The following is a 26,596-nucleotide window of genomic DNA, read 5'->3' as shown; positions in this document are numbered from 1 at the left end:
GCCGGATGCTCTTCCTCAGGGCAATGGGTTTTGTTACACGAACATTTTTTCCAAATCGAAACGTATATTCAACTCAGGGTAATGGCAAGCTGATTCATCAGCATCAAATTCATCGTTTCTTATGAAAAACGTCAAATTCTTCACACTTTAGAGCGATTCCAGCTTGTTGGGATACTTTGATCCGTTCTAGATAAAGACGAGCGGCTAAATCTTGGTCATTAACTTGCAAAACTCGTTCAAAGTATAGCTGGGATTGAGTAAATTTTTCCTGAAAATAAAGCCAAACCCCTTGTTCAAAATCACGCTTGGTTTGGGTTTTGAACTCTTGAATCAACGGAGAGTCACCGTCGTAAATTTCAAAGACTGCTACAAAAGACTGCTTCCCTCTCACCTGAACTCGGTCAAGAAATCGGCAGGTATAGGTTTGGGGATCATCAAGTTTAGAGAGAGCTTCACCACTAACAATGATACCTGCTCCGTAGAGTTTGGTTAACTGTTCCAAGCGACTGGCTAGATTCACGGCATCGGCAATTACCGTACTTGATAGTCGCTCTTCCTCCCCAATAATACCCAGCATCATGCTGCCACTATGAATGCCAATGCCGATACTGATGGGTAGGCAACCTCTATTTTGAAGAGATTCATTATAAATTGCCACCTGTTTTTGCATTTCAATTGCAGCCATCAGGGCATCATCGACGGTTTCAGGAAACAACGCCATGATGGCATCGCCAATATACTTATCAATAAAGCCGTTGTGCTGGCGGATAATGGGACAAACTTGGTGTAAGTAGGAATTGAGGAAATCAAAATTTTCGCGGGGAGACATCGTTTCCGACAAAGTGGTAAAAGAGCGAATGTCGGCAAACAAAATGGACATCGTAGCTTGTACGGAATCCCCTAGTTTGGCGTCAACAATACTATTTTTTTTGAGAAAATGCAAAAATTGACGGGGTACAAATCGTGCTGAAGCTTGGGCAATTTTTGCCAGTTGTCTTCGACTTTCTTCGAGCCTATTGAGGGCGCGAAAAGCTCTCAATGCCGTCACAATTGTAGTAAATAATTTGCGAGTTGTTAGTTCAGTTTTTGTTTTATAGTCATTAATATCGTAGTGAATAATTACCACATCTTCCGGAGCTTGGCCTGGTTGACCTGTGCGTAATATAATTCGCACTAATGAATTACCCAGAACGTCCCGAATATATTTCACCACCTCCAATCCGGCATCATCGCTTTCCATGACTACATCGAGCAAAATCAGAGCCGTATCTGGATGTGTTTCGATTAATGTTTTGGCTTCTTCCCCCGAATAAGCACTAATGAATCTCAGGGGAATGCCGTCAAATATAAATTCACTAAGTACTAATTTAGTAATATGATGAATTTCGGCTTCATCGTCCACTATAAGAATTTTCCAACTGTCTCCTGTAGATAGAGATAACTCGTTGGCGTTGGTAAAAAGTATTTGTTTGTCTTCAGAATTTGCACAAATTAATTCATCATCGTCTTCGTCGGCAAAGACTATTTCATCATCGTCTTCATCGGCAAAGACTATTTCATCGTCATTTTCATTAAAGGTCTGATTTGTAGTCTCTTCTAACATGGTCATTTATTTTTTATTAAAAAATGTAAATTGGGATATCCCTACTCTCTACTTTCTTTCCATAGGCAGCTTAATAATAAACGTCGTTCCTACACCCACTTGACTCTCTCCTTCAATGGTACCATTGAGTTTTTGAGTAACTAAGTTATAGACAATATGCAATCCCAATCCGCTTCCTCCCTGTCCTCGTTTTGTGGTAAAAAATGGATCAAAGATTTTGCTTAAGTTCTCCTTGGGAATGCCTTTGCCATCATCGGAGTATGTCAAGATAATCTGTTCACCCTGTTGCTTAAATTCAAAAACTAGATGTCCAGCGTCTTCGGGGGAGTAGGCATGGGTGAGGGAGTTCATCACTAGATTGGTGATAATTTGAGAGAATGCACCTGGATAAGTGTTGAGTGCGATCGCTTCATCCCCTTCGATTTCCACCTGATGATGAGTGGTGCTCAGTTTGGGTCTGAGTGAAATTAATACCTCAGATAGATACTGTTTAAGATTAAATGTGCGTTGTTCTTCCGTACACTGATCGACCGCTACCTGTTTGAAACTCTGAATTAAATCAGCAGCACGGTGAAGGTTGCTTAAGACCATACTACTGCTCTGCATGGCGGTATCGAGAAACTTTTCGAGTTGCGAACGTTTCATCTGTCCGCTTTTATAGGTGCCAAAAAACTCTGTGACTTTGTCGGCTAACAGAGAAGCGGCGGTAATGCTAATACCAATGGGGGTATTGATTTCATGGGCGACACCAGCCACCAACCCGCCGAGGGATGCCATTTTCTCAGATTCTACGAGTTTTGTTTGCGTGGCTTTCAGGTCGTTTAGGGCTTGGGAGAGTTGTACGGTGCGCTGCTGGACTAATTGCTCTAAATTCTCGTTGAAATGCTGTAAGTTGGTGTAAAGTTGGGCATTTTCGATGGAAATGGCGACTTGAGCCGATAAGAGTTTCAGGAGTTCAACGCGGTCTTCTGTAAACGCATCGGTGGTGAGATTATTTTCTAGATAGAGGATACCACTAAGTTTAGTCCGATCAAGCAGTGGAATGCAGAGAATCGATTTGGGTTTTTTCGTGAGAATGTAAGCATCCTGGGTAAATTTTCCGGCATGGACAGCATCGTTTAAGACGAGATTTTCTTTCGTGCGGATGACATAGTGAACAATCGCAGCGGACAACAGGGGCATTTGGGTAGATACTTCTACAGAGTCTATACCAATCGATTGCAGTATTGTTTTCTGCTCTTCATCGACTGAACCTGAGGCTTGAATAACCCAGTTTTCATGACCATTTTCTGAAGTAGACGGCAAAATCAGAAAACCCGATTGTGCCCCAGCATTTTCGATGAGAATTTTCATCAAGGAAGCCAATAATTTATCCAGAACAATTTCGCCAGAAATTGCCTGGGAGGCTTTCATCAAAGTGGCCAAGTCTAAGGATGATGCCGAGTTACTGCTAGTTGTGGAATTGCTCGTTGTCGTGCGGGTGGAAGTCAGACTTTGGGTAGCCGAGGATAAGGGCAATAACTGTGGGTATTTTGCTTCTAAATCCCTAATTTTAGCTGTGGCTCCCCACCGGGTGTAGGCGTAGTGTGCCTCTTTCATATAAAGTTGGGCAATCTTCAGCCTGCCACGAGCTAGATAAAACTTGGCGGCTAACTCATAAGCTAATGCTTCTTCTTGGATATATTCGTTTTCCCTTGCGCCGGCAATCGCTTGTTCATAAAGTTCTTCAGCTTCAAGAATTTGACCTAATACACGCGCTTTTTCTGCTTCAACTAAATAAAATTTGTGCATGTGGTTCATGGGGGCATGATTTGCCCATTGCTCCATCTTTTTTTGATTCGTATTAATCTGATTTAGGATAACCTCTTGTTCAAATGTTGAAGCTTTAGCAAACCTGTTTAAATGCACCAAGGAATCATAAAAATAAAATATAGGGACAACAACCATGGCTGTCACCCCATCTAAATATTGTTCTGCTTGAATAGCATTTTCTAGGGCTTGATGTTCCTCGCCAAACAGATAACCTAAGATAAGTTTATTTAAATAAAGTAAGTGAATTCCTAATCGGTCATTAGTTTGAAGAGCAAGGGGCAGCCATTGCTCCTCATTGTAGGCATCACCGATTAAACGACTGGTATGTTCAGCTCGGCCCAGTAAGTTAAGGACTCCTTGACGAAACATAGCAACCCAATTCAAAGGGTTTTCCCGTCTAATTTGACTTATGGCGCTACCATAAGTTGCCATTTTTTGTTCTAAATCTGTAAGTTCATGACCGATAAAATATGAATGATCACAGACAAAAAATGCACAATAACCAGCAAATTCAAATTCTCCGGTTTCGATACCACTTCGATAGCCTTCTCTGAGAATTGGTAATGTTGTCCGGAAATGTTCTTTCCAGTGCATGACATGAGCACCCAATACTTCTAATGCCCTAGCCTTCCCTCTTTTTGGATTTAACTGTTCCACTAAAGTTAAACCCAATTTTCCAAATTTATAGCCCAACTCAATGTCTTGAGCCACTCCACACAAAATTAATCCCTGACAAGCATAACTAAAGGCTGACCAAGTAGTATGACCATATTTAATAGATAAATTAACCATTGATAAAACAATCAACAGCATAAGTTCAGGATTAGCGATATAGGCGGCAGCACTGATACTAGATAGGATATGGATAGCGGCCTGCGGTTCTGGTTTAGTCATGTCCGTCAGGTTAATGAGTTCTTCTATTTTTTGACCATCATAAAGTGAAAAGTTTTCCTGAAATCCTTTTTGAATATCCAATTGACTTGGCTCTTCGGGTAATATCACCCCTAACAACTTCAGCACTTGTAGTCCAATCTCAATCGCTGCTTTAAAGTTGCCCTGTGCTCCAGCCGCTTGAATTTTTACATCATATACTTTCACTTTTTCCAACACTGTTTTGGCCTTGTTTAATACTACCCCTGCCAATTGATCCATTACGAAAAAATTACCGTTGAGGTAAGCTGCTTCTACGGCTTCTTCATGTATAGTTAAGGTTAGGTTATAGTTATTTTGCCAACTCCTTGAACTTAGGAGTTTTAACGCCATATTTAAATACTCCAATGCTGCCCCATAAGCGGTTGCTGCCTTGGCTTTCTGACCTGCTATTAAATTTAGCTTAGCCATTTCGTATCGTTCTTTTTGTTGGGTTAATAATTCAATTCCAACATTGATATGATCGATGATTTTAAATATTTCTTCTGACAACTTCTGTGGTGAAGTATTCTGCAACAAAAATCGACCAATTTGTAAATGAATCGATTGTCTTTGAGTCTCATCAATCAAGGTATAAGCAGCTTGTTGTACTCGATCATGCAGAAATTTATAAGGTTGAATTAACAGATTATCATTGAACTCAGACGTGGGTATAACTAACCCCGACTGAACTGCCGGAGTTAGTTGAGAGTAAATTTTAATTTGTGATTGTTCAGTAATAATCGAAAGAGTGTTTAAGTCAAAATCAGCACCCACACAAGCTGCAAGTTGTAAAATCTGCTGAGTGAATTCTGGCAGTTTCTTAACTTTGCCAATCATCAACTCCACTACATTATCCGTGATGTCTTGGGCTTCAATTTGTGCAATATTCCACTCCCAGAACCCCCCCTTACTCCCCCCTGGAAAAGGAAGGCAATTGAGTGATTCTTCTTGTACTTGTCTCTGAATCAGGGGGATTGGGGGAGTTAGGAATGATTGAGGGGGATTAAACGTTAGTAAATTTTCAGTATATAGGGTTTTGAGAAATTCATTAACAAAAAAAGGATTACCTTCAGTTTTTTTAACCACCAGTTCAGCCAAGGGTTTTACTGAAGCAATATCATGGTGCAATGTCTCAGCAATCAGTTGGCTAATTGGCTCTAATCCTAAAGGATTTAAGGTAATAAAATTAAGATTGACTCCTGCTTTTTGCAGTTCCTCAAGAGTCATCATTAAGGGATGAGCAGGATTCACTTCATTATTTCGATACGCCCCAATTAAAAATAAATACTGACTATCAGCATCCATCATCATCAGTTCGATTAACTTGAGAGTAGCAGAATCTGCCCATTGCAAATCATCTAGAAAGATCACCAAGGGATGTTCTTTTGTACAAAATGCCCGGATGAAGTTACCAAAGACAAGATTAAAACGATTCTGCGACTCAGTAGCTCCCAACTCCGGTACCGCTTGCTGTTTGCCAATAATGAGTTCCACTTCCGGAATTATATCAATAATAATCTGCCCATTAGAACCAACAGCAATTAACATTTTTTCTCGCCAATGGTTTAGTTCGGCTTCAGTTTCAGTTAACAGTTGTTGCATTAATTCTTCAAAAGCACTGACAATAGCTGAGTAGGGAATATTGCGCTGAAATTGGTCAAATTTTCCAGAAATGAAATAGCCTTTTTTTTCTGTAATAGGTTTATGAACTTCGGCTACCAACGCTGATTTCCCGATACCACAGTAACCAGCAATGAGCATCATTTCGATTCCTCCTCCACCCGCAGGCTTCGTTTGTGTAGGCGCAGCCTTCAGGGTATCGGTGATTGTTCCCCCTGCAACTCGCTCAAATGCGGCTAGTAAAGTTTCAACTTCTGCCTCACGTCCATAGAGTTTTTGGGGAATTTGAAACTTATCTGAAATATCACTCTTAGCGAGGGAAAATTCTGATATTTCTCCATCAGACTCTAACTGAGTTAAACATAATTCCAAATCAACTTGAATTCCGAACGCACTTTGATAGCGTTCCTCAGCCGTTTTTGCCATCAGTTTCATCACAATATTTGAAACCGCTAAAGGAATCTCTGAATTAACTTCATGAGGCGATATCGGCACTTTAGCAATATGACAATGCACCAATTCCAGTGCATCTTTGGTTGCAAAGGGTAGCTTTCCTGTAAGCAGTTCGTAGAAAGTGACACCGAGGGAGTAAAAATCTGTGCGATAATCCAAGGAACGGTTCATCCGTCCCGTTTGCTCCGGTGACATATAGGCTAAGGTACCTTCTAAAACATTGGGATTTCTCAGCGTCGGATTTTCGCGAGTTAATTGGGTGGAAATACCAAAATCAATAATTTTGACTTGTCCGGTTTCTGGGTTATAGACAATATTGCCTGGATTAATATCTTTATGAATAATATTGCGGCTGTGAATAGCCGCCAAAATCTCAGCTATCTGAGTAGCAATGTTGAGAAATTCCTGTAAGGGCAGTGTTCCTTTTCCTACCGCCCTCTGTCCATTCATCCATTGCTTTAAAGATAACGCGCCAAAATCTTCTAAGATAATGACTAAAGTTCTCTGATACGTTTCTAACCCATAAGCTTTAACCACACCCTCTAGATTTAGATGACGGGTAATTTCATATTCCTGCTTATAACGAGTGAGTTCCGAAGGTGTGGGATAGTCTTCTTTGAGTACTTTGAGAATTACTGCTTTTTTATCCCGTTCTCGAATGCCTTGATAAACTTTTGAATTAGTATTTTCGTAGATTTTGGTAAAAATTTGGTATCCAGGAAGAGTAATCATCACTTAAGTCAGATTGAGATTTGTTTTGTCAGAAGCTTCAGCCTCGGCCTTAGGTCGCTATATAAACAAAACAGTCTGTACGGACTTTCTTTAAACCCTTACAGGTAGGCTAGGTTTGTATATCCTTAGACTTGAGGCTATATTGTGTATTTTTGCAATAAGTCTGGAGCGCAAAGCCTTGATGTACTCCCTATTGACTTTCGCTAGCACCCTGCAAAGTATGGCTAGCATTGCTAACATTTAGCTCAACTATTCGTTTTGAATTATACAACCTTAATCTTTTCTACTCTTCTCAAAGAGGTAGTTTCTCAAGATTTATTGGTAATACTAAATACTACGTGTAATACGTCTCTACTAATTCATCTTCCCGACTGCTCTGATCAGTCGGGATTTAACGATTCATGAATTATTCAGGACTTTTATCTAATGGGTCAGTCGCTTTAAATCCCTCAAATCGCTCCATCAAACATTCAGCAATACGCTTGGCTGCACCCGGTTGTCCCATGCGTTGAGAACCATTATCTGCAATTAACTGTAACCAATCGGGGTCACGTAACAACTGCTGTACCGTACTCGCAACTTTCCCTGGTTGTTCAACTAAAATCAGAGATGGCCCTAACAAGCGAGTTTGAGCTTCGGCAAAGATAGGGTTATATTGCGGCCCAATCCCTGGTATGGCGATCGCAGGTTTCCCCAATCCGACAAACTGCTCCGTCGCTGTCCCTGCCATGGCAATGGCGCAGTCGCCTTTGAGCAAGCAGAGATTATAGTCATTTTGAGTCAAGATCAACGTGGCATTCTTTTTCGTAAACGCGCTCGCATTTTCGTCCTCGAAGTGAAGGTTCAATGACATCGCTGTCAACGATTGTTCACACCACCCATATCCTTGCAGAGTTTCTCGCAAAACGTCGAGGCTTAAAGCCGGAGCAATGGCACCGAGAAACAACAGGGTTCTCTCGGTGAAGGTATCCAAAAATCCATCGCTGGCTTGGACAATTTTCTGCCAATTGTTATACGCTTCCGGGACTCTAGAACCGGGTAGAAGCGTCACAATGAGCGATCGCTGCATTTCTTTGAGTTCAGCATTCGTTTCATAAAATACGGGTGCAGGATGCTCTGGGGCAATCCCATCCATCATTGGATTCCCTAAATCAAACGCCGGGATAGACCATTTTTGTAAGGTTTCCGTTGTCAACTTATCTCTGGGAAACACCGCCTTGCACCGCCGACGACTCATTAACCAGCGTTCCCAAGGATAATAAACCGAACCTGACCAAGTTTCCCCCCATGAGCGATTCGGCAACTCTCCCGCTTCATCCCGCACATAATACTCAGATTTAGCCGTACCGACAAACGTATAAGGTGCGCCACTTAACCCAGCAAACAATAGGGGAACAATATCCCCCACCGCCAAAATAACACCGCCCTTTTTACTCCAACGACGAACCGCTTTAAACTGTGACCAAGTCAGTTGCAGTAAACCACCCCGCAAATCTCGCATGAGTTGACGCCCTTCCATATAAATGAAACCTCCGGAAGGCATCGTCTGTACGGTTCCGACAATTGGGATACCGAGTTGGCTATAAGCACGTCCTTCACCCACTAATGGCAAGGCAGCTAGTTCTGGAGCATTGGGGTGTTTCTGCAATTCTTGCAAAATTCGGACGGCAATCATATCCTCGCCATGACCATTGCTGAGGCAGAGCAGACGCATCATTAGTATCTGGTTAGTCCTTGTATCAACAAAAAATGGCTCCTCACCCGCAGTGGATTTGCACCACTGTAGAAATCTGCATTGTGCAGGATCGCTAGAAATAAATCAATGTCTGTCTTTGCCAAGGGGTTAAGTAATTATACTCATCAAAAACTCAAAAGGAAAGGGTCTCAGAGAGTGATATCGAATCCGGGATTATATTTTTTTAACGCAGAGAACGCTGAGGGAGACGCTGAGGTACGCCGAGGTTTTTGAATCATTTTGATGCCAATGGAAATGATTTGAGAGAGTGAGTTGAGCGGGTCAGTTATTTCGGTCACACTGCATTAAGGGTTAGGTGAAGAGAGTAGAGAACCTAGCCTCTGTGAATAGTTTTCAAGGCTTTTGTGGAAAATCGGGGACAAATAGCAAAATGCATCTCACATAGCTTGAGGAAGTGCGATCTGTCGTCCTAGTATTGCTCACTCGACAAGCGCACCGGATGGGATTGAACTCCTCAATCATCCCTTATCCAAAATTTTCAGTCCGCGTTGCTGAGTGTGGCAGATGCAGTTGTGGCACAACCCTTGGAACTTGTCAATTCCCGCAACGGTCTGGTTAATCAAAAGCAAAGAAAATTGTAACAAAGCTGACTAGCGATGAGGCTAATTTTATGCTAAACAGAATCGTTTTACTTTCTACATTAGCGCTCCTCGCGGCTGGGGAGTTAACCAACCAAGCGATCGCCAATCCCAACCCGGCAAATTCAACTCCGAAACCGACGGCGAGTAACTATGTGGTTCCGGTTGTGGCGTCCCCAGCATCCCAGTCATCGGCGGCAATTGCTTCACCGGAAGCGTCTGTAACACCAGTATTTTCCCAATCGAACTCAGCCACTACTGGTAAAACGGTGGCGGTTCCCACGGTATCAGCCTCTCCTCAGCCAGCGAAAACATCGGTTAGTGCCACCCCGCAGACATCGGCAAAGCCGACTAACTCCGTCGCCCAGTCCACCAATCGCAACGATCTCGCTGTCACTGCTACCGATGTTGAGGTTAAGGGGGCGACAGAAGAATTACAGCAATTGGTTTTGAGCACCATTGGCACTCGTGCTGGCGGTTCAACCAATCAAAGCCAGTTGGACAAAGATATTGCGGCAATTCTCAATACAGGTTACTTTGCCAACGCCCGTGTGAGCAAAACCGTTAACCGAGATGGGTGGAATGTCGTCTTTCAGGTAGAACCGGTTGTGGTGCGATCGCTTCAACTCTCCGGTAACCAGGTTCTCACCTCAGACGTTGCCAACACGATTTTCCAATCTCAACTCGGACAACAAGTTAGCCCCACCGCCCTACGCCAAGGCTTTGAACAGTTAAGTCAATGGTATAAAGACAACGGTTATGTCTTGGCACAAGTTGCCGCCATCCAACCCAACCGCAGCGGGGTTCTGGCGGTTGATGTGGCGGAAGGGATGGTGGGCGATATTAACTTCCGTTTCTTAGATAAAGACGGTAAGCCCACTCAGGGACGTACTAAGGAAGATTTCCTCAAGCGTGAGTTAAAACTCAAGTCCGGTGAAGTCTTCCGTGTGGATGTAGCGCGGCAGGACTTGCAGCAACTGTACAAATTAGGACTTTTTGATAACGCCAACGTCTCCCTCAACGGCGATGCTAGACAAGTCGATGTGACTTACGATCTGATCGAACGATCGGCCCGTGGCGTGAATGTGGGTGGTGGCTACAGTCCTAGCTCCGGGTTGTTCGGTACGATTAACTACAGAGATCAAAATTTTGGCGGCGTCAATAAACAGTTAGGGCTGAATGCCCAGATTGGGGCTAAAGACTTCCAGTTTGACGGCAATTTCACTAGCCCTTACCGGGCAAGCAACCCTGATATGCCGGGATATAGCGTCAATGGCTTTAGGCGTCGTGGCATATCCCAGACGTTCGATGATGATTTCCAAAATCAAACCAATGAAGCCGGGAATTATGAGCAACCCCGCGAAGGACAGATTGGCGGTGGCATCTCGTTGAATAAGCCTGTGGGAGAGTGGGATGGTTCGTTAGGTTTGAACTATACCCGCACCAGCATTCGCGATCGCAATGGCAATATTATCTCAACAGATTCCTTCGGTAATCCGGTTTCCTTCAGCGGGACTGGCGTTGATGACTTGCTAGCGGTTACGGCGGGAGTGACTAGAGATGAGCGCAACAATCCCTATAATCCTACTCAAGGTTCCCTCCTCAGCTTGACGACGCAACAGTCAATCCCGGTGGGGAATGGGAATATCTTGATGAACCGAGTTCAGGCTAATTATTCCCAATACACGCCCGTTAATATATTGGGTACGAAAGACCCGCAAGTGTTAGCTTTTAACGTCCAAGGTGGAACCACCATTGGTGATTTGCCTCCTTACATGGCCTACAACCTAGGGGGTATCAATTCCGTGCGGGGTTATGGTACAGGTGACTTAGCCAGTGGTCGTAGCTTTGTGTTGGCATCGGCGGAGTATCGCATCCCCGTTTTCAACCCAGTTGGTGCCGTCTTGTTTGCTGACTTTGGTTCTGACTTGGGTTCTGGTAGCAGTGTACTCGGTGAGCCAGGAGTTGTGCGCGGGAAGCCGGGAACAGGCTTTGGTTATGGTGCTGGTGTGCGAGTCAACTCCCCTGTAGGTATTATTCGCGCCGACTACGCCTTTACAGATAAAGGTGATAGCCGAGTTCAGTTTGGCTTGGGTCAGCGCTTCTAAGAACTGGGTGGAGTGTGGTGTGATGGTGTAGCCGGACGTTGTCCGGCGGAGAGTAAGGAAGGGGGGATTGACAAATTCCCCCTTTGGGGAAGTAATTTTTTAACATTAAAGCAATAATTGGGATCAATTAAATTCCCGATATCTTGCGATCGCGTTCCTGTCAGCAAGCAAATCAATGTTGCCCCTAAACTATAAAGATCGGAAGCTTCCGTCAGAGTTTGCAAATGTCAATTTTGGCGACCTACCTATAGTACTTATCGCCTTTAGTTATGCAATTGATGCAAAAGGTTACATCCTCCAGCTTGGCAGCTTCTAAGTCAGTTCCCTCCAACAGATAAAACTACATCCTGAAATTGCAGCTTTACGGATTGATTCCCCAGTCTACGGCTTAATGCTTCCTAGGCAAGCAACTTACTCTCACATTAGCAAACAGTTTACTATCCCAACTGACTCAATGCCTGTGCTCGGTTATATATTGCCATAGGGAAATTGGGTTGAATTTGAATCGCTTTGTCGAAAGAAGCGATCGCCTCTTCATACCGTTGCAACTTCAATAATACGCCTCCTCGATTCCCCCAAGCTTCTGCGTCTAGGGGATTGAATTCAATGGCTTGATCATAAGAAGCGATCGCATCTTCGTAACGCTGCAAGTTATACAGCGCAAAACCTCTTTGAAACCAAGCTTCCCCGTAGTCGGGTTGGAGTTGAATCACCTTGTCATAAGCTGTGATCGCCTCTTCGTACCGTTGCAATTCACCTAACGCCATACCCCGTTGAAACCAAGCCTGCACGTAATTTGGATTGAATGCAATGGCTTGATTACAAGAAACGATCGCATCTTCATATCGTTGCAAATTCCCTAACGCCGCGCCTCGGTTATACCAAGCAACAGCATTGTTGGGTTGGAGTTGAATCACCTGATCAAAAGCAGTAAACGCCTCTTCGTACCGTTGCCAACTCGCTAACAGCACGCCTCTGTTATACCAAGCGACAGCATAATCAGGCTTGAATTCAATCGCTTTATTGTAACAAGCGATCGCTTCTTCATCCCGTTGCAAATTTCGCAGTACCACCCCTCGCATCACCCAAGCTTCAGCGTAGTCTGGCCTGATTTGTAGGGCTTTATCCAAACCCATCATGACCTCTGAGTACGATTGCAAGCGATAGAGTGCCTGAGTTCGTTCAAACCAAACCTCTGCATCGTCGGTTTGGAATTGAATCACCTGATCATAAGAAGCGATCGCATCCTCGTATCGTTCCAATTGATAGAGTGCCTTACCTCTTTCATACCAAGCTTGATAAAAATTAGGTTGAATTAAAATAGCGTCTTCATAATAAGCAATTGCCTCTGAATACCGTTTCAATTCACACAAAATATGTGCTTTATTAAACAATGATTGAGGACTGTTATAAGAGGAATTTGGCATTAGGGAAGAAGTAATTAATCCAGCCTCTTTTAGCGCTTCCAATGCTTCTGTTGCGGACGGATAACGCTGACGAAAATCATAGCGTACCATCTTGTCTAAAATTTCGGCTAACTTGGTACTAACTTGTACTTTGTCACGCCAAATAACTTCACCATTGGCATCTTCTGATAATTTGCGGGGAATGATTCCTGTGAGGGCTTGAATGGCAATCATTCCCAAGGCATAAATATCACTACTGAATTTTGACTTACCGAGAGCTTGCTCGCTCGGCATATAGCCACGAGTGCCCATGTTAACGGTCAAAGTTACGCTATTTTGAGAATCCGTTTGTTGAGTACTTAGTTGTTTAACTAAACCAAAATCAATCAGAACAATTTTGCCATCTTTGTTCCGTCTAATATTGTCGGGTTTAAGGTCACGGTGGATGACATTCTGCTGATGCACAAATGCCAAAATCTCTAGAATATCTCTTAAAATGGCAATAACATAAGACTCATTCAACGGCTTCCCTTTAGGGAATTCCTGGGTGAGATTATGACCTTCGATAAATTCCTGAACTAAATAAAACTCTTGATTTTCCTCAAAGTGAGCTAACAGTTTAGGAATTTGAGGATGATTTCCCAATCGGTAGAGAACTTGTGCTTCTGAGTTGAATAACTGTGCCGCTACTTTTAGATTTTTCGCATCAGTTGCTTCAGGTTTGAGTTGCTTAACCACACAGCGAGGATTACCGGGTAGCTGCCAGTCTTCAGCTAAGAATGTAATACCATACCCGCCCCGCCCCAACTGACTGATGATTTGATAACGTCCACCCAGTCTTTGTCCTTCCATGAAATTTATTGCGTTATGAACATGAATTGTTAACTGTTACAATTACCCATTACGATTCATTTGCTATCTGGATCGGAATCATCACTGTAAATGTAGTACCGGCTCCTACTTCACTCGTAAACATGATTCTGCCGTCGTGTAACTCCACACACTTTTTCACCACTGTCAGCCCCAAGCCAGAACCGGGAATACTCTCAACATTCGCTCCCCGATGAAAAGCTTCAAACAAATGGGGTTGATCGGATAACGGGATGCCAATTCCCTGGTCATAAATTTGGAATAGAATAAATTCTTGATTTTGCAGAATTTTGAAATTAATTTCACCCCCTTTAGGCGAATATTTAATGGCATTTGAAAGCAAATTGGATAGAATATAACGTAATATCTTTTTATCCATAAAAGCCCATTTTGCTTCGCTTTGATTAAAAAAAGCTAAGGTATGCAAAGGAGTGGCATAAGCCCGCATTTCTTGGAGCATCTGCTGACAAAAATCATTGAGTTCAATGGGGATGGGGGCAAATTCTATCCTTCCAGTTTCAGCTCGATTAATGGTTAAAATATCATCCAGCATTTGCCTCATTTCTTTAGCTGCCGATACAATCCGCTGGAGATTTCGGGTTCGTTTCTCCTGAGACCATCCCTGTGCAGACGATTCCAGAATTTGAGCCGTTAGTAAGATAGTACTCAAAGGGGTACGAAACTCATGGGATGCCATGGAAAAGAAACGAAGTCGGAGTTCACTCAGCGCTTGTTCTCGTTCTAATGCCCGACGCATATCTTCGGCTCGTTTTCGATCCGTGATATCAATCCCAATACTGATGATATGTTTAATCGATCCATCAGTATCGAGAATCACGGTATTAAACCAAGAAATCAGGTGGCGACTGCCATCTCGTGCGACCCAGTAATGTTCAGACTCATTAGGGAATTGACCCAATTGGAGTTCCTGAATCATCGATTGGACTGGCTCCACCTCCTCTGGAATTAAAAACAAATCCCAAATATATTTCCCTTTAACTTCCTCCAACGAGTAGTCGGTCATTTGCTCACAAGCGCGATTGAAACGGACAAATCTTCCCTGAGCATCGAGAACTGCAATTAAAGCATTGACCGTTTCTAAAATGGCGGAAATAAAGTTACGTTCTTCCAGTAAAGCCAGTTCAACTTGTTGCTGACTTTCGCGCAAAGCTATCTCAACTTGCTCACGTTCTGTGATGTCGCGCAGAATGGACAAATGTCTGCCTGGTAAAAAGTCAGCTTTCGCAGAATAATCCACGTTTCGCACAGTTCCGTCCAAACGTAAAAGGCGAATTGTCCCCGTTAGCTGCCTCTGTTTGCGGAAGGATCGCCACGCCGATTTAAAATCAAAGCCCGGTTCCATAAAGTCTACAATCCGCCTGCCCAAAAGCTCACTCAATGGCAGACCGAACAATTTGCAGGCAGCAGGATTTGCTTCTAAATAGATTCCCTGATTATCTGTGATCGTGATAGCATCCAGCGACTGCTCGAAGATCGCTCGTAACTGCTGTTCCCGAATCCGAATGCCCGTGATATCCGTACCTGCGCAGGTGATGCCTACAATGTCTCCGGTTGATTTAAGTAACGGTTCTACAGTCAGGTCGTAATAGCGAATTTCTCCATTGACTGTCACAAATACCTCTTCTCGCGTTCCTACTCCTGTTGTCAGCACTCGCTGCTTGATGGCTGTCAGCCGTTTGGCGTCTTCAGGAGCCATAATCTCAGCGTCTGATTGACCGATCACTTTCTGGACTTGAGTCTCACGATTCGGATTGTATATCCAGGTGTAACGTAACTCGCTGTCTTGAGAGAACACAAAGGTTGGCGAATTTTGCAGTGCCACCCGAAAGCGTTGCTCACTACTTTTGAGTGTCTCTTCCATGCTTTGCGATTGAGTACTCTGCTGATGCCCTGGTTGTAAGGCTGAATCTAAGGGTTCTGCAAGGCTTTTGTGATCGTGTTCGGGTTGTGTACTTGGGCACGGGATGTCTTCCAAATATGGCGAAGGAGTGAACCCAAGCCCCAGCCGATCGTACAGCCAACCGAGTACGACCAGACTACAACTGTTAGCGATCGCGACGAGCCACATTGGATTGAACCCATTCCCCATCCAAGGTTGGCTCATCAGGCTCCAATAGGACAAAATAGTCACTCCACTGAGCAGGCACAGTGCCAACCCAAACCAGGTACTAATAGTTCTTTTTGTAATCACTGTTTTCATTATTATTGGATTTTAGCCGTCATAACTTGCTATTTAAAGTCATAACTTGCTCTTTAACTTGCTATTTAGCTATTTAACTTGCTATCGAGCACAGAGGCAAAGTTTAGGAGTAGGTGGAACTGAGAGGGGAGAAAATTTAATTATGTTTCTTTCATTGGAAAATACCAGGAGGCTCTGGAGAGGTGGCGGAGTGCATAATGGTTAAGATTTTTATCAATTAGGTAAAAATGTTATGATTTGTCTTTCATTAATCCGCCATTTTACCCTTGCCAATAGGAACTTATGCGTGATGGTTTCTTCAATGTCTCTTTTACCCCTTTATGTAACAATTTCAAACTCAATAGGGTTTGGCTATGAGAATTTTGCTCGTTGAAGATGATGCGGGCTTTGCTGAAGCGCTAGCAGAAGCCCTGAGTGATCAATGGTATGTCGTGGATGTTGCGAGTGATGGGGAAGCCGGTTGGATGCAAGCCCAAGCGATGGACTATGACTTGATGTTGCTCGATGTAATGCTTCCTAAACTAGATGGGATCAGCCTTTGCCAGAGATTACGGGCTAAAGGCTACAGCAATCCAATTCTGATGATTACAGCTCGCGATACGAGCTACGACAAAGTGAGCGGCTTGGATGCTGGAGCCGATGACTATGTGGTTAAACCCATTGATCTCCCCGAATTGTTAGCTCGTGTTCGGGCGTTGTTGCGTCGAGGTATGAGTTCAACGTCACCGGTGTTGGAGTGGGGGGGCTTAAAGCTTGATCCGAGTACTTATGACGTGTCTTACGATGACAAACCCTTGCGTCTGACGCCTAAAGAGTATGCGCTCTTGGAGCTTTTCTTGCGGAGTGGGCGGCGGGTACTCAGCCGCAGTCTCCTGATCGAACATATTTGGTCATTAGAGAGTCCCCCAACTGAAGATACGGTCAAAGCACATGTTAAGAGTTTACGCAATAAACTCAAAACAGTAGGCGCGCCTCATGATTTAATTGAGACGGTTCATGGCCTCGGCTACCGCCTCAAACAGAATTCTTAATTCTTATTTACAAAAAACGGCTGTTGGTTTGGGCTTTCTTACCCAAATTTTTCACCTCCAAGCTGTACATTCAGCGAAGTAAACCCATCGTAGAGTCTCTGACCTTTCCCGCTCTCCTGTCTGTTGCGGAGGAAACTAAAGAGGGCAGCGAAGAGTGGCGTGGTCCGTACTTAGGTACAGAGGTCTTTTGGTTAAAGAAGCGATCGCTGAGGGTTTATTCATTTTTCCGCGTGGATTAGCGTTAGTTAGTAGCCCATCGATTTGAGGAGCGAAACAATGTCATCACCCATGTCCAAAGAGAGTGAAAATTTGGGAATCTTGGTCATCAATGAAGAAATTGCAAATGCTTTAGACCTGTATCCTGATGATCCTTACAAGCAAGCTTTTGCTAATCCTGAATTACGCCAAAAATTAGTGAACTATGTGATGAGTGGAATTCAGGGACTTTATCCTGTCCTTGCCCATCAGCAAGGCTGGCCCGTCAAGACTAAGTTTCCGTATCGTTCCTTAGAACTGCGTTTACACATCGAGAATTATGTTCATTGGGGAATTGAGCATCTTTTAGCAGCTAATTCCGACTGGCTTGTGCGCTTCAGAACTCAAGACGCTCAACCTAGCTATACCCCTTCCCATCGGTTTAGCTAGATTGTCGCTCGTGTTGAGCAGTGATGAGTGCAGATAACGCTTCCAGCCAATTTCCTTAAGCTGGTCCAACGGCTTCGATAGCCGCTTCTAGCGCGATCGCGACATGAGTCCAATGGGTTCCCCCTTGACAAAAGGCAATATAGGGCTTTCGCAGGGGGCCATCGGCGGAAAATTCGGAAGTGCTGCCATCAATAAACGTACCTCCTGCCATGACCAACTGACTCTCGTAACCGGGCATCTCTGCTGGCACGGGGCTGAGGTAGGAACCGATGGGTGAGTGCTGTTGAATCGCTCCACAAAAGGCAATCAGCTTCTCTGGTGAACCGAGTTGGATGGCTTGAATCACATCCCGCCTGGGTGCCATGGGCAGCGGATTGACCGGATAGCCCAGTTGGTGGAAGACATAAGCCGTTAAGTGATTTCCCTTCATGGCTTCTCCCACCATTTGGGGGGCTAAGAACAACCCTTGAAACAGCAGCCGATTTTGCTCGAAGGTTGCGCCCCCCGAACTGCCAATTCCAGGGGCTGTCAAGCGACAAGCGGCAGCCTCAACTAAATCAGCCCTTCCGGCAATGTATCCACCCGCTGTGACAATAGTGCCACCGGGATTTTTAATCAGGGAACCGGCAATGAGGTCCGCCCCAACGGCTGGAGGTTCCCGGTTTTCAATAAATTCCCCATAACAGTTATCCACGAAGCAAATCGTGTCCGGGTTTTGTTGTTTAACCACCTGGACGATTTTTTCAATGTCGGCAATGGAAAGACTCGATCGCCAGGAATAACCACAAGAACGCTGAATTAAGACGAGGCGTGTGTTGTCGCCCACCGCCTGACCTAAATTGTGCCAATCTACGGTTCCGGAAGGGGTGAGAGGTAACTCACGGTAACCAATACCAAACTCCCGTAGAGAGCCTTGATTTTGACCTCGTAAACCAATCACCTCTTCTAAAGTGTCGTAAGGCGCACCTACCACCGCCAGCATCTCGTCACCAGGACGCAGGACACCAAAAAGGCAACAGGCGATCGCATGGGTACCCGAAACCAACTGCACCCGCACCGCCGCCGCCTCAGCCCCCATCACCTCCGCAAACACCTGATCCAAGGTTTCGCGACCCAAATCATCATGCCCGTAACCACTGACTCCGGCAAAGTGATGAACTCCTACCCGGTGACGGCGAAAGGAATCCAGGACTTTTTTGAGATTTTGCTTGACGGCAGAGTCAATTCCGTAAAAAATCGGAACTAGTGCCTTTTCTGCTTCTTGCAGTTGCTTATCGCTGTTCATTAATCAATCAATTTGTGATTGGCGATCTTTGAAGGTTGGCTTTTTCACAAATCAAAACTCCTGAATCCATCCTTCAAAATCTCAAATAAGATAACAGATTGGGCTGCACAATTTAAATAAAACTTACAGATGACGATCGCTACCTCAAATCCAGAAAAAGCGGAGATTTCCTCCCCCTTACGCCCCGATTGGGTCACCATCATTTTCATGGCGGTGTTACACATCGGTGCTCTCTTTGCCTTACTTCCTAGCAATTTTAGCTGGAAAGCTATCGGCTTAGCTATCTTGCTCCACTGGGTCACTGGTGGTTTAGGAATTACCCTAGGATTTCATCGCTTAGTCACTCATCGAAGTTTTCAGACTCCTAAATGGCTGGAATACTTCTTCGTTTTTTGCGGTACCTTAGCTTGTCAGGGAGGGCCAATCCGGTGGGTTGGTTTGCATCGCATCCATCATTTACATTCTGATACTCAACCCGATCCCCATGATTCCAATCGGGGATTTTGGTGGAGCCACATGGGTTGGATGCTCTATAATATCCCATCGGATGTAGAGATTCCTCGCTACACAAAAGACATTTCAGATGACCCTGTTTATCAGTTTCTTCAAAATTATTTTGTCCCCATTCAAATCGTTCTGGGCTTGATTTTCTATGGTTTAGGAGGCTGGCCTTTTGTCGTTTGGGGCATTTTTGCCCGGATCGTTATTGTGTTTCACTGCACTTGGTTGGTCAACAGTGCAACGCACATGTTTGGTTATCAAACTTATGACGCGAATGACCACTCAAGAAATTGCTGGTGGGTGGCTTTACTGACTTATGGTGAAGGCTGGCATAACAACCATCACGCCTATCAGTATTCGGCTCGGCACGGTATGAAATGGTGGGAAATTGACCTAACCTGGATGACGATTCAGTTTCTCCAACTGTTAGGTTTGGCACAGAAGGTAAAACTGGTTGGCAAAGAATAGTCATTGGTAATTTTTCATGGGTAGTTGGTGATTGGTAATGGAGCAGGCAAAAGTCAAAGTTAAAAACAGTTCTTAACTCTGTCATTACCCATTACCGATTACCCTTTTTCTAATATTTCTCATTACCCTGAATCACCTGCTTAAGTGTAGTGAGCGCCTCCAAGCTAATCATTCCTCGACGATAGCCCTTTTGATTCGACATCCCCAGAAACACCGCATCTGCTCGTTGCGGGTTGCGGGAAAATCGGGGTGAGGAATTAATATAAACCGAAGCGCTATCAACCCCTAAGGCAAATTGGCGACTTTCCTGATAAGACTCTGTGACAATACAGTCAGCATGACCACTACTGTATTGGTTCAACCAGCTAATCGCGGCCTCGATGTTATCGACGACTTTAAAAGCAATAGTCTTATTGAGATAAGGTTGATTCCATTCAGATTCTGCTGCCAAGGTTAACTGTTCGGGAAACTCAGCCACTAGTTCGGCATCGCCTTTGAGTTTGAATCCCTTTTCCTTGAGGCTATTCCAAAGCATGACCAAGGAGGAGGGTTTTTGATGACGATTGATTAAAATCTTTTCAATCGCATTGACGGGATCAGGTTCGCTCGCCTGACTGTCTAAAATCACCCAACGAACCATATCTAGCGTCCCTGTGGCAGACCAGTACAGGTAGCAGTTGCCCATTGCCGACCTTAAAACTGGTGCGGTTGATTGCTCCAATACTTGCTGTACCAGCGTAGGTCGTCCATAGGGAATGACTAAGTTGAGGTAGCGGTCTTGGGTGACTAAATCCCGAATCGAAGCACCTTGTTCGGAGGGCAACAGTTGCAGGCATCCGTCTGGCAACCCGGCGTCATCTAAGGCTGTTTGTAAAGCCTGGGAAATCACCAGATTAGATTGACTGGCTTCACTTCCCCCTCTGAGAATCAGGCAGTTGCCAGTTTTGATACAAAAGGCTGCGGTGATTGCACTCAACTCTGGAAATGCTTCATAAATTAAAGCAATGACTCCCAGGGGCATCAGGTGGCAATAGGTTTGAGAGTGATCCAGTTGGTACGAAGCGTTCATCACCCGCCGGATGGGATCGGATAACTCCCCAATTCTTTGCAATATCTGGATAGTCGTCTGAAGCCGCTCTGGCGTCAGCTTGAGCCACTCCCAAATGATCTCTGGCACTGCCATTTCTCGACTAGCTTCCAAGTCGAGGGTGTTGGCTTCCAAAATATCATCAAAGGAGTTAGAGAGCGCCTTCGCCATGGCTTGAATCCCGCGACTGCGGTCTACTCCTGTAGTCGTTGCTAAGACTAAAGAAGCCCGATAGGCACGGAGTACAGCATCAGTTGGGTTAGGCGTAAAGCCATCAGTCTCCATTTATCACCTTCTGCTAACGCCGATGAGCTAGCCAAAGCCATAGAGATGGCAGTACCGCTATCAGCACTGCCAGCAACACCAACACAAAGGTGAGGCCTTTTGGAGCGCGTAACGCGATTGGAAGCCAGACTACTAGGAGTACGAAGACCATCCCCACTGCAATCGGTAGGTAATATTCCCCAAAACTCGAAGTCGCTGTACTCCAGCGATTTCCTGTCCAACGGTACGCTTTTTTGTAGGGGTAGCTGGTAGAGAGTTGCTCTATTACATACCCAGTTTCTTCAACCACGAAGATCTGCTGACAGCGATTGCAGCCAAAGGCATCGGTCAGCGTGATTGGTACTAAAGAACCCCGACGCCGACAAGGGCAAGGGTACTCATTATTTAAGTCAATCTTTTGAGATTTCTGAGATGGCACAGGCGCTATTTCATTACCCAAACACTTCAAGCAAAGATTATCCTAACTTGCACGAGCCGTAGTGTTGGTCAATCCCATTGAGGCGGGAGTAACCTGTGACTACTGCCTGAGAAGCGATCAAGACCCCGGATTGAGCGATGCAGAGGAAATGCCCATTCTTAATCATACTAGCGCTTCCCCTAACATGCACCCCCCTAGCTCAGCATTTAGAGTTAGGGTTGTTAATGTTTTGTATAATCTACAAGCTTCATTAACTCAGTAACAAGTACGAATGATATAGTTTGCTATCTTAATACTTGTATTTTTTAAAGCGGGTAACGCGATTCGAACGCGCGACATTCACCTTGGCAAGGTGACGCTCTACCACTGAGCTATACCCGCATCATTTCCACAATTTCTAGTTTGTCAGAATAATCACAATCTGTCAACTGATGGGTGAATTTTAGTTTTTGGATGGGGGATGGAGAAAACGGAAAGACACACAAGGAGAATGCCGAAAAAAACTGGCTTTGTCCCCCTTGTCTGGCTGTCCCTGTGTCTCTTTTCATCCCCCAAAAGCTACTCAGCCGACGGTTGGTGTTCAACCCTTGCCTCTGAAGTGATTGTCCGATTGGAGGAAATCGGTAGCGCCTGAGGCGTAACAGCATTTTCTTCATAAGTAGCATAAGTTGAAGCTATCCCGTTTCCCTTGAAGTGCTGCATTAAGCTCGCCATCTCCAAGGCATTCAAGGCATAGTCCCAGCCCTTATTACTCTTGATACCCGCCCGTTCTAAGGCTTGCTGCATGGTATCTGCTGTCACAACTCCAAAGATTACTGGCACACCCGTTTCAGCGCCAGCCGAAGCAATCCCCTTGGCTACTTCAGCCGCGACATAATCGAAATGAGGGGTTTGCCCCCGGATGACTGCACCTAGGCAAATCACGGCATCATAACGTCCCGTGATCGCGGCTTGACGAGCCATCAGGGGTACCTCAAAAGCACCAGGTACCCAAATATAATCTACTTGAGTACCGTGGGGATTGGTATCAACACCGTGGCGTTTCAGACAATCTTCACATCCTGTTAGGAGTTTGCCCGTCACTAAATCGTTGAATCGACCAATGATAATTGCAAACCGCAGGGGTTTAGATGAAGTAAAAGTTCCCTCGAAAACTGCCATGGCTGTTGTGTGAAATCATTAAGAGCGAAAATTCGGGTAGAGGTGTGTACGTTGTTTACACCACCAAGAAATTCAAGACACCCACTAAAAGAACAAGAGCCACCCAAACGCCGGAACCTAAAAAGATTAACTGTTTGGATTGATTCCAGTTCTGCGGAGAGGCGTAGGCGACGGGTACACCGACCACCATAACAAAGGACAGGGCAACCAGAGCAGCAAGTGATATTTGAAATATGATAGACATTTCTTGTTCTCCCAAATTAAAAGCAGTGAGCTGGATAAAAACTATTCAGCCCGAATTTGACTGATCGTGAAGTATACGACAGGGACTCTTCCCGGATCATCCGCTGATGCCGTTTAGAGCAAAGCCGAATAGGTCTTACTCAGCGTCTCCAGGTCAACACCTCCGAGAGAGAAGGCGTAATCAGAGTTTGTAGCTTGGCTTGCGCCAACAGGACAATTATTTTGCCCTTTGTTGTTTGGAGTTTCCCTGGCTGTGCTAGTTGCAGCCCACTTATATCTAACTCAATTGTGGATATGTGGATTTTGTGATTCAGCCATCCAGGCAGGGAGTGCAACCAATAATATAATCTCATGGCAAGAGCTAGAGTTTTCTCTTTTATTGCCGTGTTTTTATTGAGACTGACTCTGGAAAGCGTTTTTGCTCCGTTAGGACTGACACATCTGAATCGGGAATATCTGCTATTTTAACTGTTGCCAATCCCTCTAACCTCCTGAAACAGAAGGGCTTTGGGTCAGTTGTGTCAGTCTGATGAAATCCTTTGTGCCAATTAGCTAGCGAAATTTGACCGACTTTAGCTGAAATTTCCGAGCGGTTAAACCCTCACCCCACGAACCATGGATCTGATTTTGTGCCACACAACCACTGATTTTGATGCTTTAGGAGCTGCCGTGGGGTTAACACGCCTGAAGCCAGGAGCCAAGCTGGTTCTGACCGGCGGTGCTCATCCAGCGGTTCGAGATTTTTTAGCCCTGCATCGGGATGAGTATGCCCTGATTGAGCGTCGGTCTGTCAACCCCAAACAAATACAATCCCTCGTCGTGGTCGATACCCAAAAGCGCGATCGCTTAGGAAAAGCTGCTGAATGGTTCGACTTATCTCATTTAACCGCAATTGAAATCTACGATCATCACCTCGATATCGACAGCGATATCCCCGCTACCCAAATTCAAATTGAGTCCGTGGGAGCAACGACGACTCTGATTGTTGAGCAGTTGCAGCAAGCTTCTATTGCCTTAACCACGGCTGAAGCAACCGTCATGGCACTCGGTATTCATGTGGATACAGGTTCTTTGACTTATGACCAAACGACAGCACGAGATGCTGCCGCTTTAGCCTGGTTGATGCTACAAGGGGCAAATGTGCGGCAAATTGCCGAATATGTCGATCCGGGACTATCTCCTCAACTCCAAACCCTATTAACACAAGCCTTAGATAATTTACACTCACAAAACCATTTGGGCTACAAAATTTCTTGGGTACTCCTGAAAACAATAGGCTTTGTCCCTGGATTATCAAGCTTGGCGTCCCGACTGGTTGAACTCACAGAAAGCGATGCCTTGCTGCTAGCAGCAGAGTATCCTCAAGGGTTACAGGTTGGCAGATTGAAGGTTGAAAGTTCCAGCCTTCAAACTTCAACTTATCTCACCGTAATTGGGCGATCGCGAATTGAAGGAACGAATTTGAACAAGTTGTTCCAACCCTTGGGGGGTGGTGGACATTCCCAAGCGGCATCAATGAGACTCCGAGATGTGGATTCCCTGGCAACGGTAGAGCAGCTTGTTCACCAACTTAAAGACCAAATCCAAGAGCCACTCAGCGCACGGGAGTTAATGTCGTCGCCAGTACGCACGATTCGTCCCGAAACAACGATTAGCGAAGCCCAACGGATTTTACTGCGCTATGGACATTCGGGGCTTTCTGTGGTAGACGAGAATGACCAACTGGTTGGTGTTGTTTCACGGCGAGACTTGGATTTAGCACTACATCATGGGTTTGGTCATGCACCTGTCAAAGGTTATATGACCCGAAATGTCAAGACAATCGCGCCCGAAACGTCTCTACCAGAAATTGAGTCGCTGATGGTGACTTACGATATTGGGCGTCTTCCCGTCTTGCAGGATGGGCAGTTAGTCGGAATCGTCACCCGCACCGATGTTCTGCGGCAACTGCATCAAAATGGTAGTGGAGAGTGGGAAAGTGGGGACAATGTGTGTCCGCTACCGATGACCCATCCTCAAGCGATCATTCCGAATCTTCGCGATCGCCTCGCGCCGACGCAGTGGAAACTCCTCTCCCAAGCCGCTCAGGAGGCTCAATCTAGGGGCTGGAATCTTTATTTGGTGGGGGGAGCCATCCGCGATTTATTACTGGCTGATGCGTCACAGAAGCTACTGCTCAAAGATATTGATTTAGTCGTGGATGGGTTTCATCGCTCAGCGGATACGGGTGCAGGGGTAACCCTAGCTCAATCGCTTCAGAAACTCTACCCCAATGTACGATTAGACGTTCATGGAGCCTTTCAGACGGCAGCTTTGTTATGGCACAATGACCCAGTTTTGGACTCGTTATGGGTTGATATTGCCACCGCTCGCACTGAATTTTATCCTTATCCGGCAGCGAATCCTGAAGTTGAAGCCAGTTCGATTCGTCAAGACTTGTATCGGCGAGATTTTACCATCAATGCTTTGGCGGTTCGCCTGACGACTTCTCGGAGTGGGGAGTTGCCCTTATTGGATTTTTTTGGCGGGTTGCTGGATTTGCGATCGCGTCAAATTCGAGTTTTGCACGCCAACAGCTTTATCGAAGACCCCACCCGGATTTATCGCGCTGTACGGTTTGCCGTGCGCTTGGGATTTGAAATTGAACCCCAAACCGAAGCGTATATCCGTTATGCCATGGAAAGTGGAGTGTATGAGCGATCGCTTTCCCAGAATGACAAAGCCCCCGCCCTGCAAACTCGCCTTAAAGCCGAACTGAAGCATATTTTACAGGCACCTTATTGGAACAGAGCCTTACAGCTTTTAGCCTCATTAGGTGCATTGCGCTGTATCCATCCCACCCTAGATCTCAATGAGACACTGTGGTGGCAAGTACGTTTGGTTGACCGTTGGCTGCGACGGTTTGACCCCACTCGACGCCTAGAACACTGGCAGATGCGCTTAGAAGTGTTGCTGGCATACCTAGCTCCGGAAGAACGGGCGGCTGTGGCAGAAAATCTTCAGTTGCCCCTCGATAGTATTGAGCGCCTCCAGCAACTCGCTCCAGCACAAGCACAGGTGTTAAAGTCCTTGCCGAATACCAAGCGTCCCAGTGAAGTTGTCTGGTTACTGCGACAGTATAAGTTACCCACTTTAGTTTTGATGGCGATTCAAGCTCCTAGAAGCATCAGACGGATGTTGTGGAAATATCTCACAACGTGGGCTGATATACAGGCACCACTCAATGGCAACGACCTGAAAAAGTTGGGCTATAAACCAGGGCCGCAATACCGAGAAATGTTGGACAAACTCTTAGCCGCAACACTGGATGGAATGATTCAGGATGAGGCAGAGGCTAAAGCTTTTCTGGCAAAACATTATCCGTCGCCCAGTAAGCTGTGATGCATTTAATTTAGCTGGGG

17 protein-coding genes and 1 tRNA gene are annotated in these 26,596 nt (G+C 45.2%); 5 read left to right on the top strand and 13 right to left on the bottom strand.

Translation table 11 applies throughout. From position 1 onward, the window contains the following. Nucleotides 1-109: 109 nt before the first annotated feature. The 3 genes from MIC7113_RS09235 to MIC7113_RS09225 all read right to left on the bottom strand — a co-directional run bounded on the left by MIC7113_RS09235 (nt 110) and on the right by MIC7113_RS09225 (nt 8,846). Nucleotides 110-1,609, bottom strand: a complete 1,500-nt coding sequence (locus MIC7113_RS09235) for an adenylate/guanylate cyclase domain-containing protein (RefSeq protein ID WP_226883610.1) — start codon at nt 1,607-1,609, stop codon at nt 110-112. A 42-nt stretch (nt 1,610-1,651) separates the two neighbouring features. Next, nucleotides 1,652-7,132, bottom strand: a complete 5,481-nt coding sequence (locus MIC7113_RS09230) for a trifunctional serine/threonine-protein kinase/ATP-binding protein/sensor histidine kinase (RefSeq protein WP_015181904.1) — start codon at nt 7,130-7,132, stop codon at nt 1,652-1,654. A gap of 406 nt (nt 7,133-7,538) precedes the next feature. Further along, nucleotides 7,539-8,846, bottom strand: coding sequence for a lipid-A-disaccharide synthase-related protein (locus tag MIC7113_RS09225; protein WP_041779969.1), 1,308 nt, complete (start codon nt 8,844-8,846; stop codon nt 7,539-7,541). 652 nt (nt 8,847-9,498) lie between these two features. Between MIC7113_RS09225 and MIC7113_RS09220 the strand changes: the two genes are divergently transcribed. Beyond that, the gene (locus MIC7113_RS09220; RefSeq protein ID WP_015181902.1) at nt 9,499-11,574 is read left to right on the top strand and encodes a BamA/TamA family outer membrane protein; all 2,076 of its coding nucleotides are present in this window, start codon (nt 9,499-9,501) and stop codon (nt 11,572-11,574) included. Here MIC7113_RS09220 and MIC7113_RS39205 read toward each other — a convergent pair. The 3 genes from MIC7113_RS39205 to MIC7113_RS33180 all read right to left on the bottom strand — a co-directional run bounded on the left by MIC7113_RS39205 (nt 11,571) and on the right by MIC7113_RS33180 (nt 16,071). Further along, nucleotides 11,571-11,798 carry a hypothetical protein gene (locus MIC7113_RS39205; RefSeq protein ID WP_071884093.1) on the bottom strand — a complete coding sequence of 76 codons (228 nt, stop codon included), beginning with the start codon at nt 11,796-11,798 and terminating at the stop codon, nt 11,571-11,573. The genes MIC7113_RS09220 and MIC7113_RS39205 overlap by 4 nt on opposite strands. A 213-nt stretch (nt 11,799-12,011) precedes the next feature. Continuing rightward, entirely contained in the window at nt 12,012-13,832 is a 1,821-nt protein-coding gene (locus MIC7113_RS09215; protein ID WP_015181901.1) for a serine/threonine-protein kinase, read from the bottom strand. Between the two features lie 49 nt (nt 13,833-13,881). Beyond that, a complete protein-coding gene (locus MIC7113_RS33180; protein WP_015181900.1) occupies nt 13,882-16,071 on the bottom strand; it encodes a PAS domain-containing sensor histidine kinase in 2,190 nt (729 codons plus the stop codon). Between the two features lie 353 nt (nt 16,072-16,424). On the opposite strand from MIC7113_RS33180, the gene MIC7113_RS09205 reads away from it, so the two are divergent. Together MIC7113_RS09205 and MIC7113_RS09195 are read left to right on the top strand one after the other, a co-directional pair. Beyond that, nucleotides 16,425-17,102, top strand: a complete 678-nt coding sequence (locus MIC7113_RS09205; RefSeq protein ID WP_015181899.1) for a response regulator transcription factor — start codon at nt 16,425-16,427, stop codon at nt 17,100-17,102. Between the two features lie 276 nt (nt 17,103-17,378). Continuing rightward, nucleotides 17,379-17,747, top strand: a complete 369-nt coding sequence (locus tag MIC7113_RS09195; RefSeq protein ID WP_015181898.1) for a hypothetical protein — start codon at nt 17,379-17,381, stop codon at nt 17,745-17,747. A gap of 55 nt (nt 17,748-17,802) precedes the next feature. Here MIC7113_RS09195 and MIC7113_RS09190 read toward each other — a convergent pair whose 3' ends face one another. After that, nucleotides 17,803-19,032, bottom strand: coding sequence for a methionine gamma-lyase family protein (locus MIC7113_RS09190; RefSeq protein WP_015181897.1), 1,230 nt, complete (start codon nt 19,030-19,032; stop codon nt 17,803-17,805). A gap of 129 nt (nt 19,033-19,161) precedes the next feature. Here MIC7113_RS09190 and MIC7113_RS09185 point away from each other — a divergent pair, with 129 nt between their 5' ends. Beyond that, complete coding sequence (locus MIC7113_RS09185) at nt 19,162-20,001, top strand: acyl-CoA desaturase (RefSeq protein ID WP_015181896.1); 840 nt, start codon at nt 19,162-19,164, stop codon at nt 19,999-20,001. 109 nt (nt 20,002-20,110) lie between these two features. Here MIC7113_RS09185 and MIC7113_RS09180 read toward each other — a convergent pair whose 3' ends face one another. From MIC7113_RS09180 to MIC7113_RS37205, 6 genes are all read right to left on the bottom strand, one after another. Next, nucleotides 20,111-21,373: a glutamate-5-semialdehyde dehydrogenase gene (locus tag MIC7113_RS09180; protein WP_015181895.1), complete on the bottom strand. Its 1,263-nt coding sequence runs from the start codon at nt 21,371-21,373 to the stop codon at nt 20,111-20,113. 13 nt (nt 21,374-21,386) lie between these two features. Beyond that, complete coding sequence (locus MIC7113_RS09175; protein ID WP_041779967.1) at nt 21,387-21,791, bottom strand: hypothetical protein; 405 nt, start codon at nt 21,789-21,791, stop codon at nt 21,387-21,389. Between the two features lie 309 nt (nt 21,792-22,100). Further along, nucleotides 22,101-22,172, bottom strand: a tRNA-Gly gene (locus MIC7113_RS09170). Between the two features lie 177 nt (nt 22,173-22,349). Then, nucleotides 22,350-22,952, bottom strand: a complete 603-nt coding sequence (ribH, locus tag MIC7113_RS09165; RefSeq protein ID WP_015181893.1) for a 6,7-dimethyl-8-ribityllumazine synthase — start codon at nt 22,950-22,952, stop codon at nt 22,350-22,352. A gap of 55 nt (nt 22,953-23,007) precedes the next feature. After that, nucleotides 23,008-23,196 carry a photosystem II reaction center protein PsbZ gene (gene psbZ, locus MIC7113_RS09160; protein ID WP_015181892.1) on the bottom strand — a complete coding sequence of 63 codons (189 nt, stop codon included), beginning with the start codon at nt 23,194-23,196 and terminating at the stop codon, nt 23,008-23,010. Nucleotides 23,197-23,335: 139 nt separating this feature from the next. Continuing rightward, nucleotides 23,336-23,548 carry a hypothetical protein gene (locus MIC7113_RS37205; RefSeq protein ID WP_015181891.1) on the bottom strand — a complete coding sequence of 71 codons (213 nt, stop codon included), beginning with the start codon at nt 23,546-23,548 and terminating at the stop codon, nt 23,336-23,338. Between the two features lie 262 nt (nt 23,549-23,810). Here MIC7113_RS37205 and MIC7113_RS09155 point away from each other — a divergent pair, with 262 nt between their 5' ends. Then, complete coding sequence (locus MIC7113_RS09155; protein WP_015181890.1) at nt 23,811-26,576, top strand: CBS domain-containing protein; 2,766 nt, start codon at nt 23,811-23,813, stop codon at nt 26,574-26,576. Nucleotides 26,577-26,596 lie beyond the last annotated feature (20 nt).

The organism is Allocoleopsis franciscana PCC 7113 (assembly GCF_000317515.1).
Taxonomy (GTDB): Bacteria; Cyanobacteriota; Cyanobacteriia; order Cyanobacteriales; family Coleofasciculaceae; genus Allocoleopsis; species Allocoleopsis franciscana.
The sequence above is the reverse complement of the archived record's forward strand: the minus strand, read 5'-3'. Positions and strand labels throughout refer to the sequence as shown.

What these genes read in the sequence shown, in the direction of transcription:
- MIC7113_RS09230 (WP_015181904.1), bottom strand. Translation starts at nt 7,132, where the DNA reads ATGATTACTCTTCCTGGATACCAAATTTTTACCAAAATCTACGAAAAT.
- MIC7113_RS33180 (WP_015181900.1), bottom strand. Translation starts at nt 16,071, where the DNA reads ATGAAAACAGTGATTACAAAAAGAACTATTAGTACCTGGTTTGGGTTG.
- MIC7113_RS09220 (WP_015181902.1), top strand. Translation starts at nt 9,499, where the DNA reads ATGCTAAACAGAATCGTTTTACTTTCTACATTAGCGCTCCTCGCGGCT.
- psbZ (WP_015181892.1), bottom strand. Translation starts at nt 23,196, where the DNA reads ATGTCTATCATATTTCAAATATCACTTGCTGCTCTGGTTGCCCTGTCC.
- MIC7113_RS09190 (WP_015181897.1), bottom strand. Translation starts at nt 19,032, where the DNA reads ATGAACAGCGATAAGCAACTGCAAGAAGCAGAAAAGGCACTAGTTCCG.
- MIC7113_RS09235 (WP_226883610.1), bottom strand. Translation starts at nt 1,609, where the DNA reads ATGACCATGTTAGAAGAGACTACAAATCAGACCTTTAATGAAAATGAC.
- MIC7113_RS09155 (WP_015181890.1), top strand. Translation starts at nt 23,811, where the DNA reads ATGGATCTGATTTTGTGCCACACAACCACTGATTTTGATGCTTTAGGA.
- MIC7113_RS09225 (WP_041779969.1), bottom strand. Translation starts at nt 8,846, where the DNA reads ATGCGTCTGCTCTGCCTCAGCAATGGTCATGGCGAGGATATGATTGCC.
- MIC7113_RS09215 (WP_015181901.1), bottom strand. Translation starts at nt 13,832, where the DNA reads ATGGAAGGACAAAGACTGGGTGGACGTTATCAAATCATCAGTCAGTTG.
- MIC7113_RS37205 (WP_015181891.1), bottom strand. Translation starts at nt 23,548, where the DNA reads ATGAGATTATATTATTGGTTGCACTCCCTGCCTGGATGGCTGAATCAC.
- ribH (WP_015181893.1), bottom strand. Translation starts at nt 22,952, where the DNA reads ATGGCAGTTTTCGAGGGAACTTTTACTTCATCTAAACCCCTGCGGTTT.
- MIC7113_RS09195 (WP_015181898.1), top strand. Translation starts at nt 17,379, where the DNA reads ATGTCATCACCCATGTCCAAAGAGAGTGAAAATTTGGGAATCTTGGTC.
- MIC7113_RS09185 (WP_015181896.1), top strand. Translation starts at nt 19,162, where the DNA reads ATGACGATCGCTACCTCAAATCCAGAAAAAGCGGAGATTTCCTCCCCC.
- MIC7113_RS09180 (WP_015181895.1), bottom strand. Translation starts at nt 21,373, where the DNA reads ATGGAGACTGATGGCTTTACGCCTAACCCAACTGATGCTGTACTCCGT.
- MIC7113_RS09205 (WP_015181899.1), top strand. Translation starts at nt 16,425, where the DNA reads ATGAGAATTTTGCTCGTTGAAGATGATGCGGGCTTTGCTGAAGCGCTA.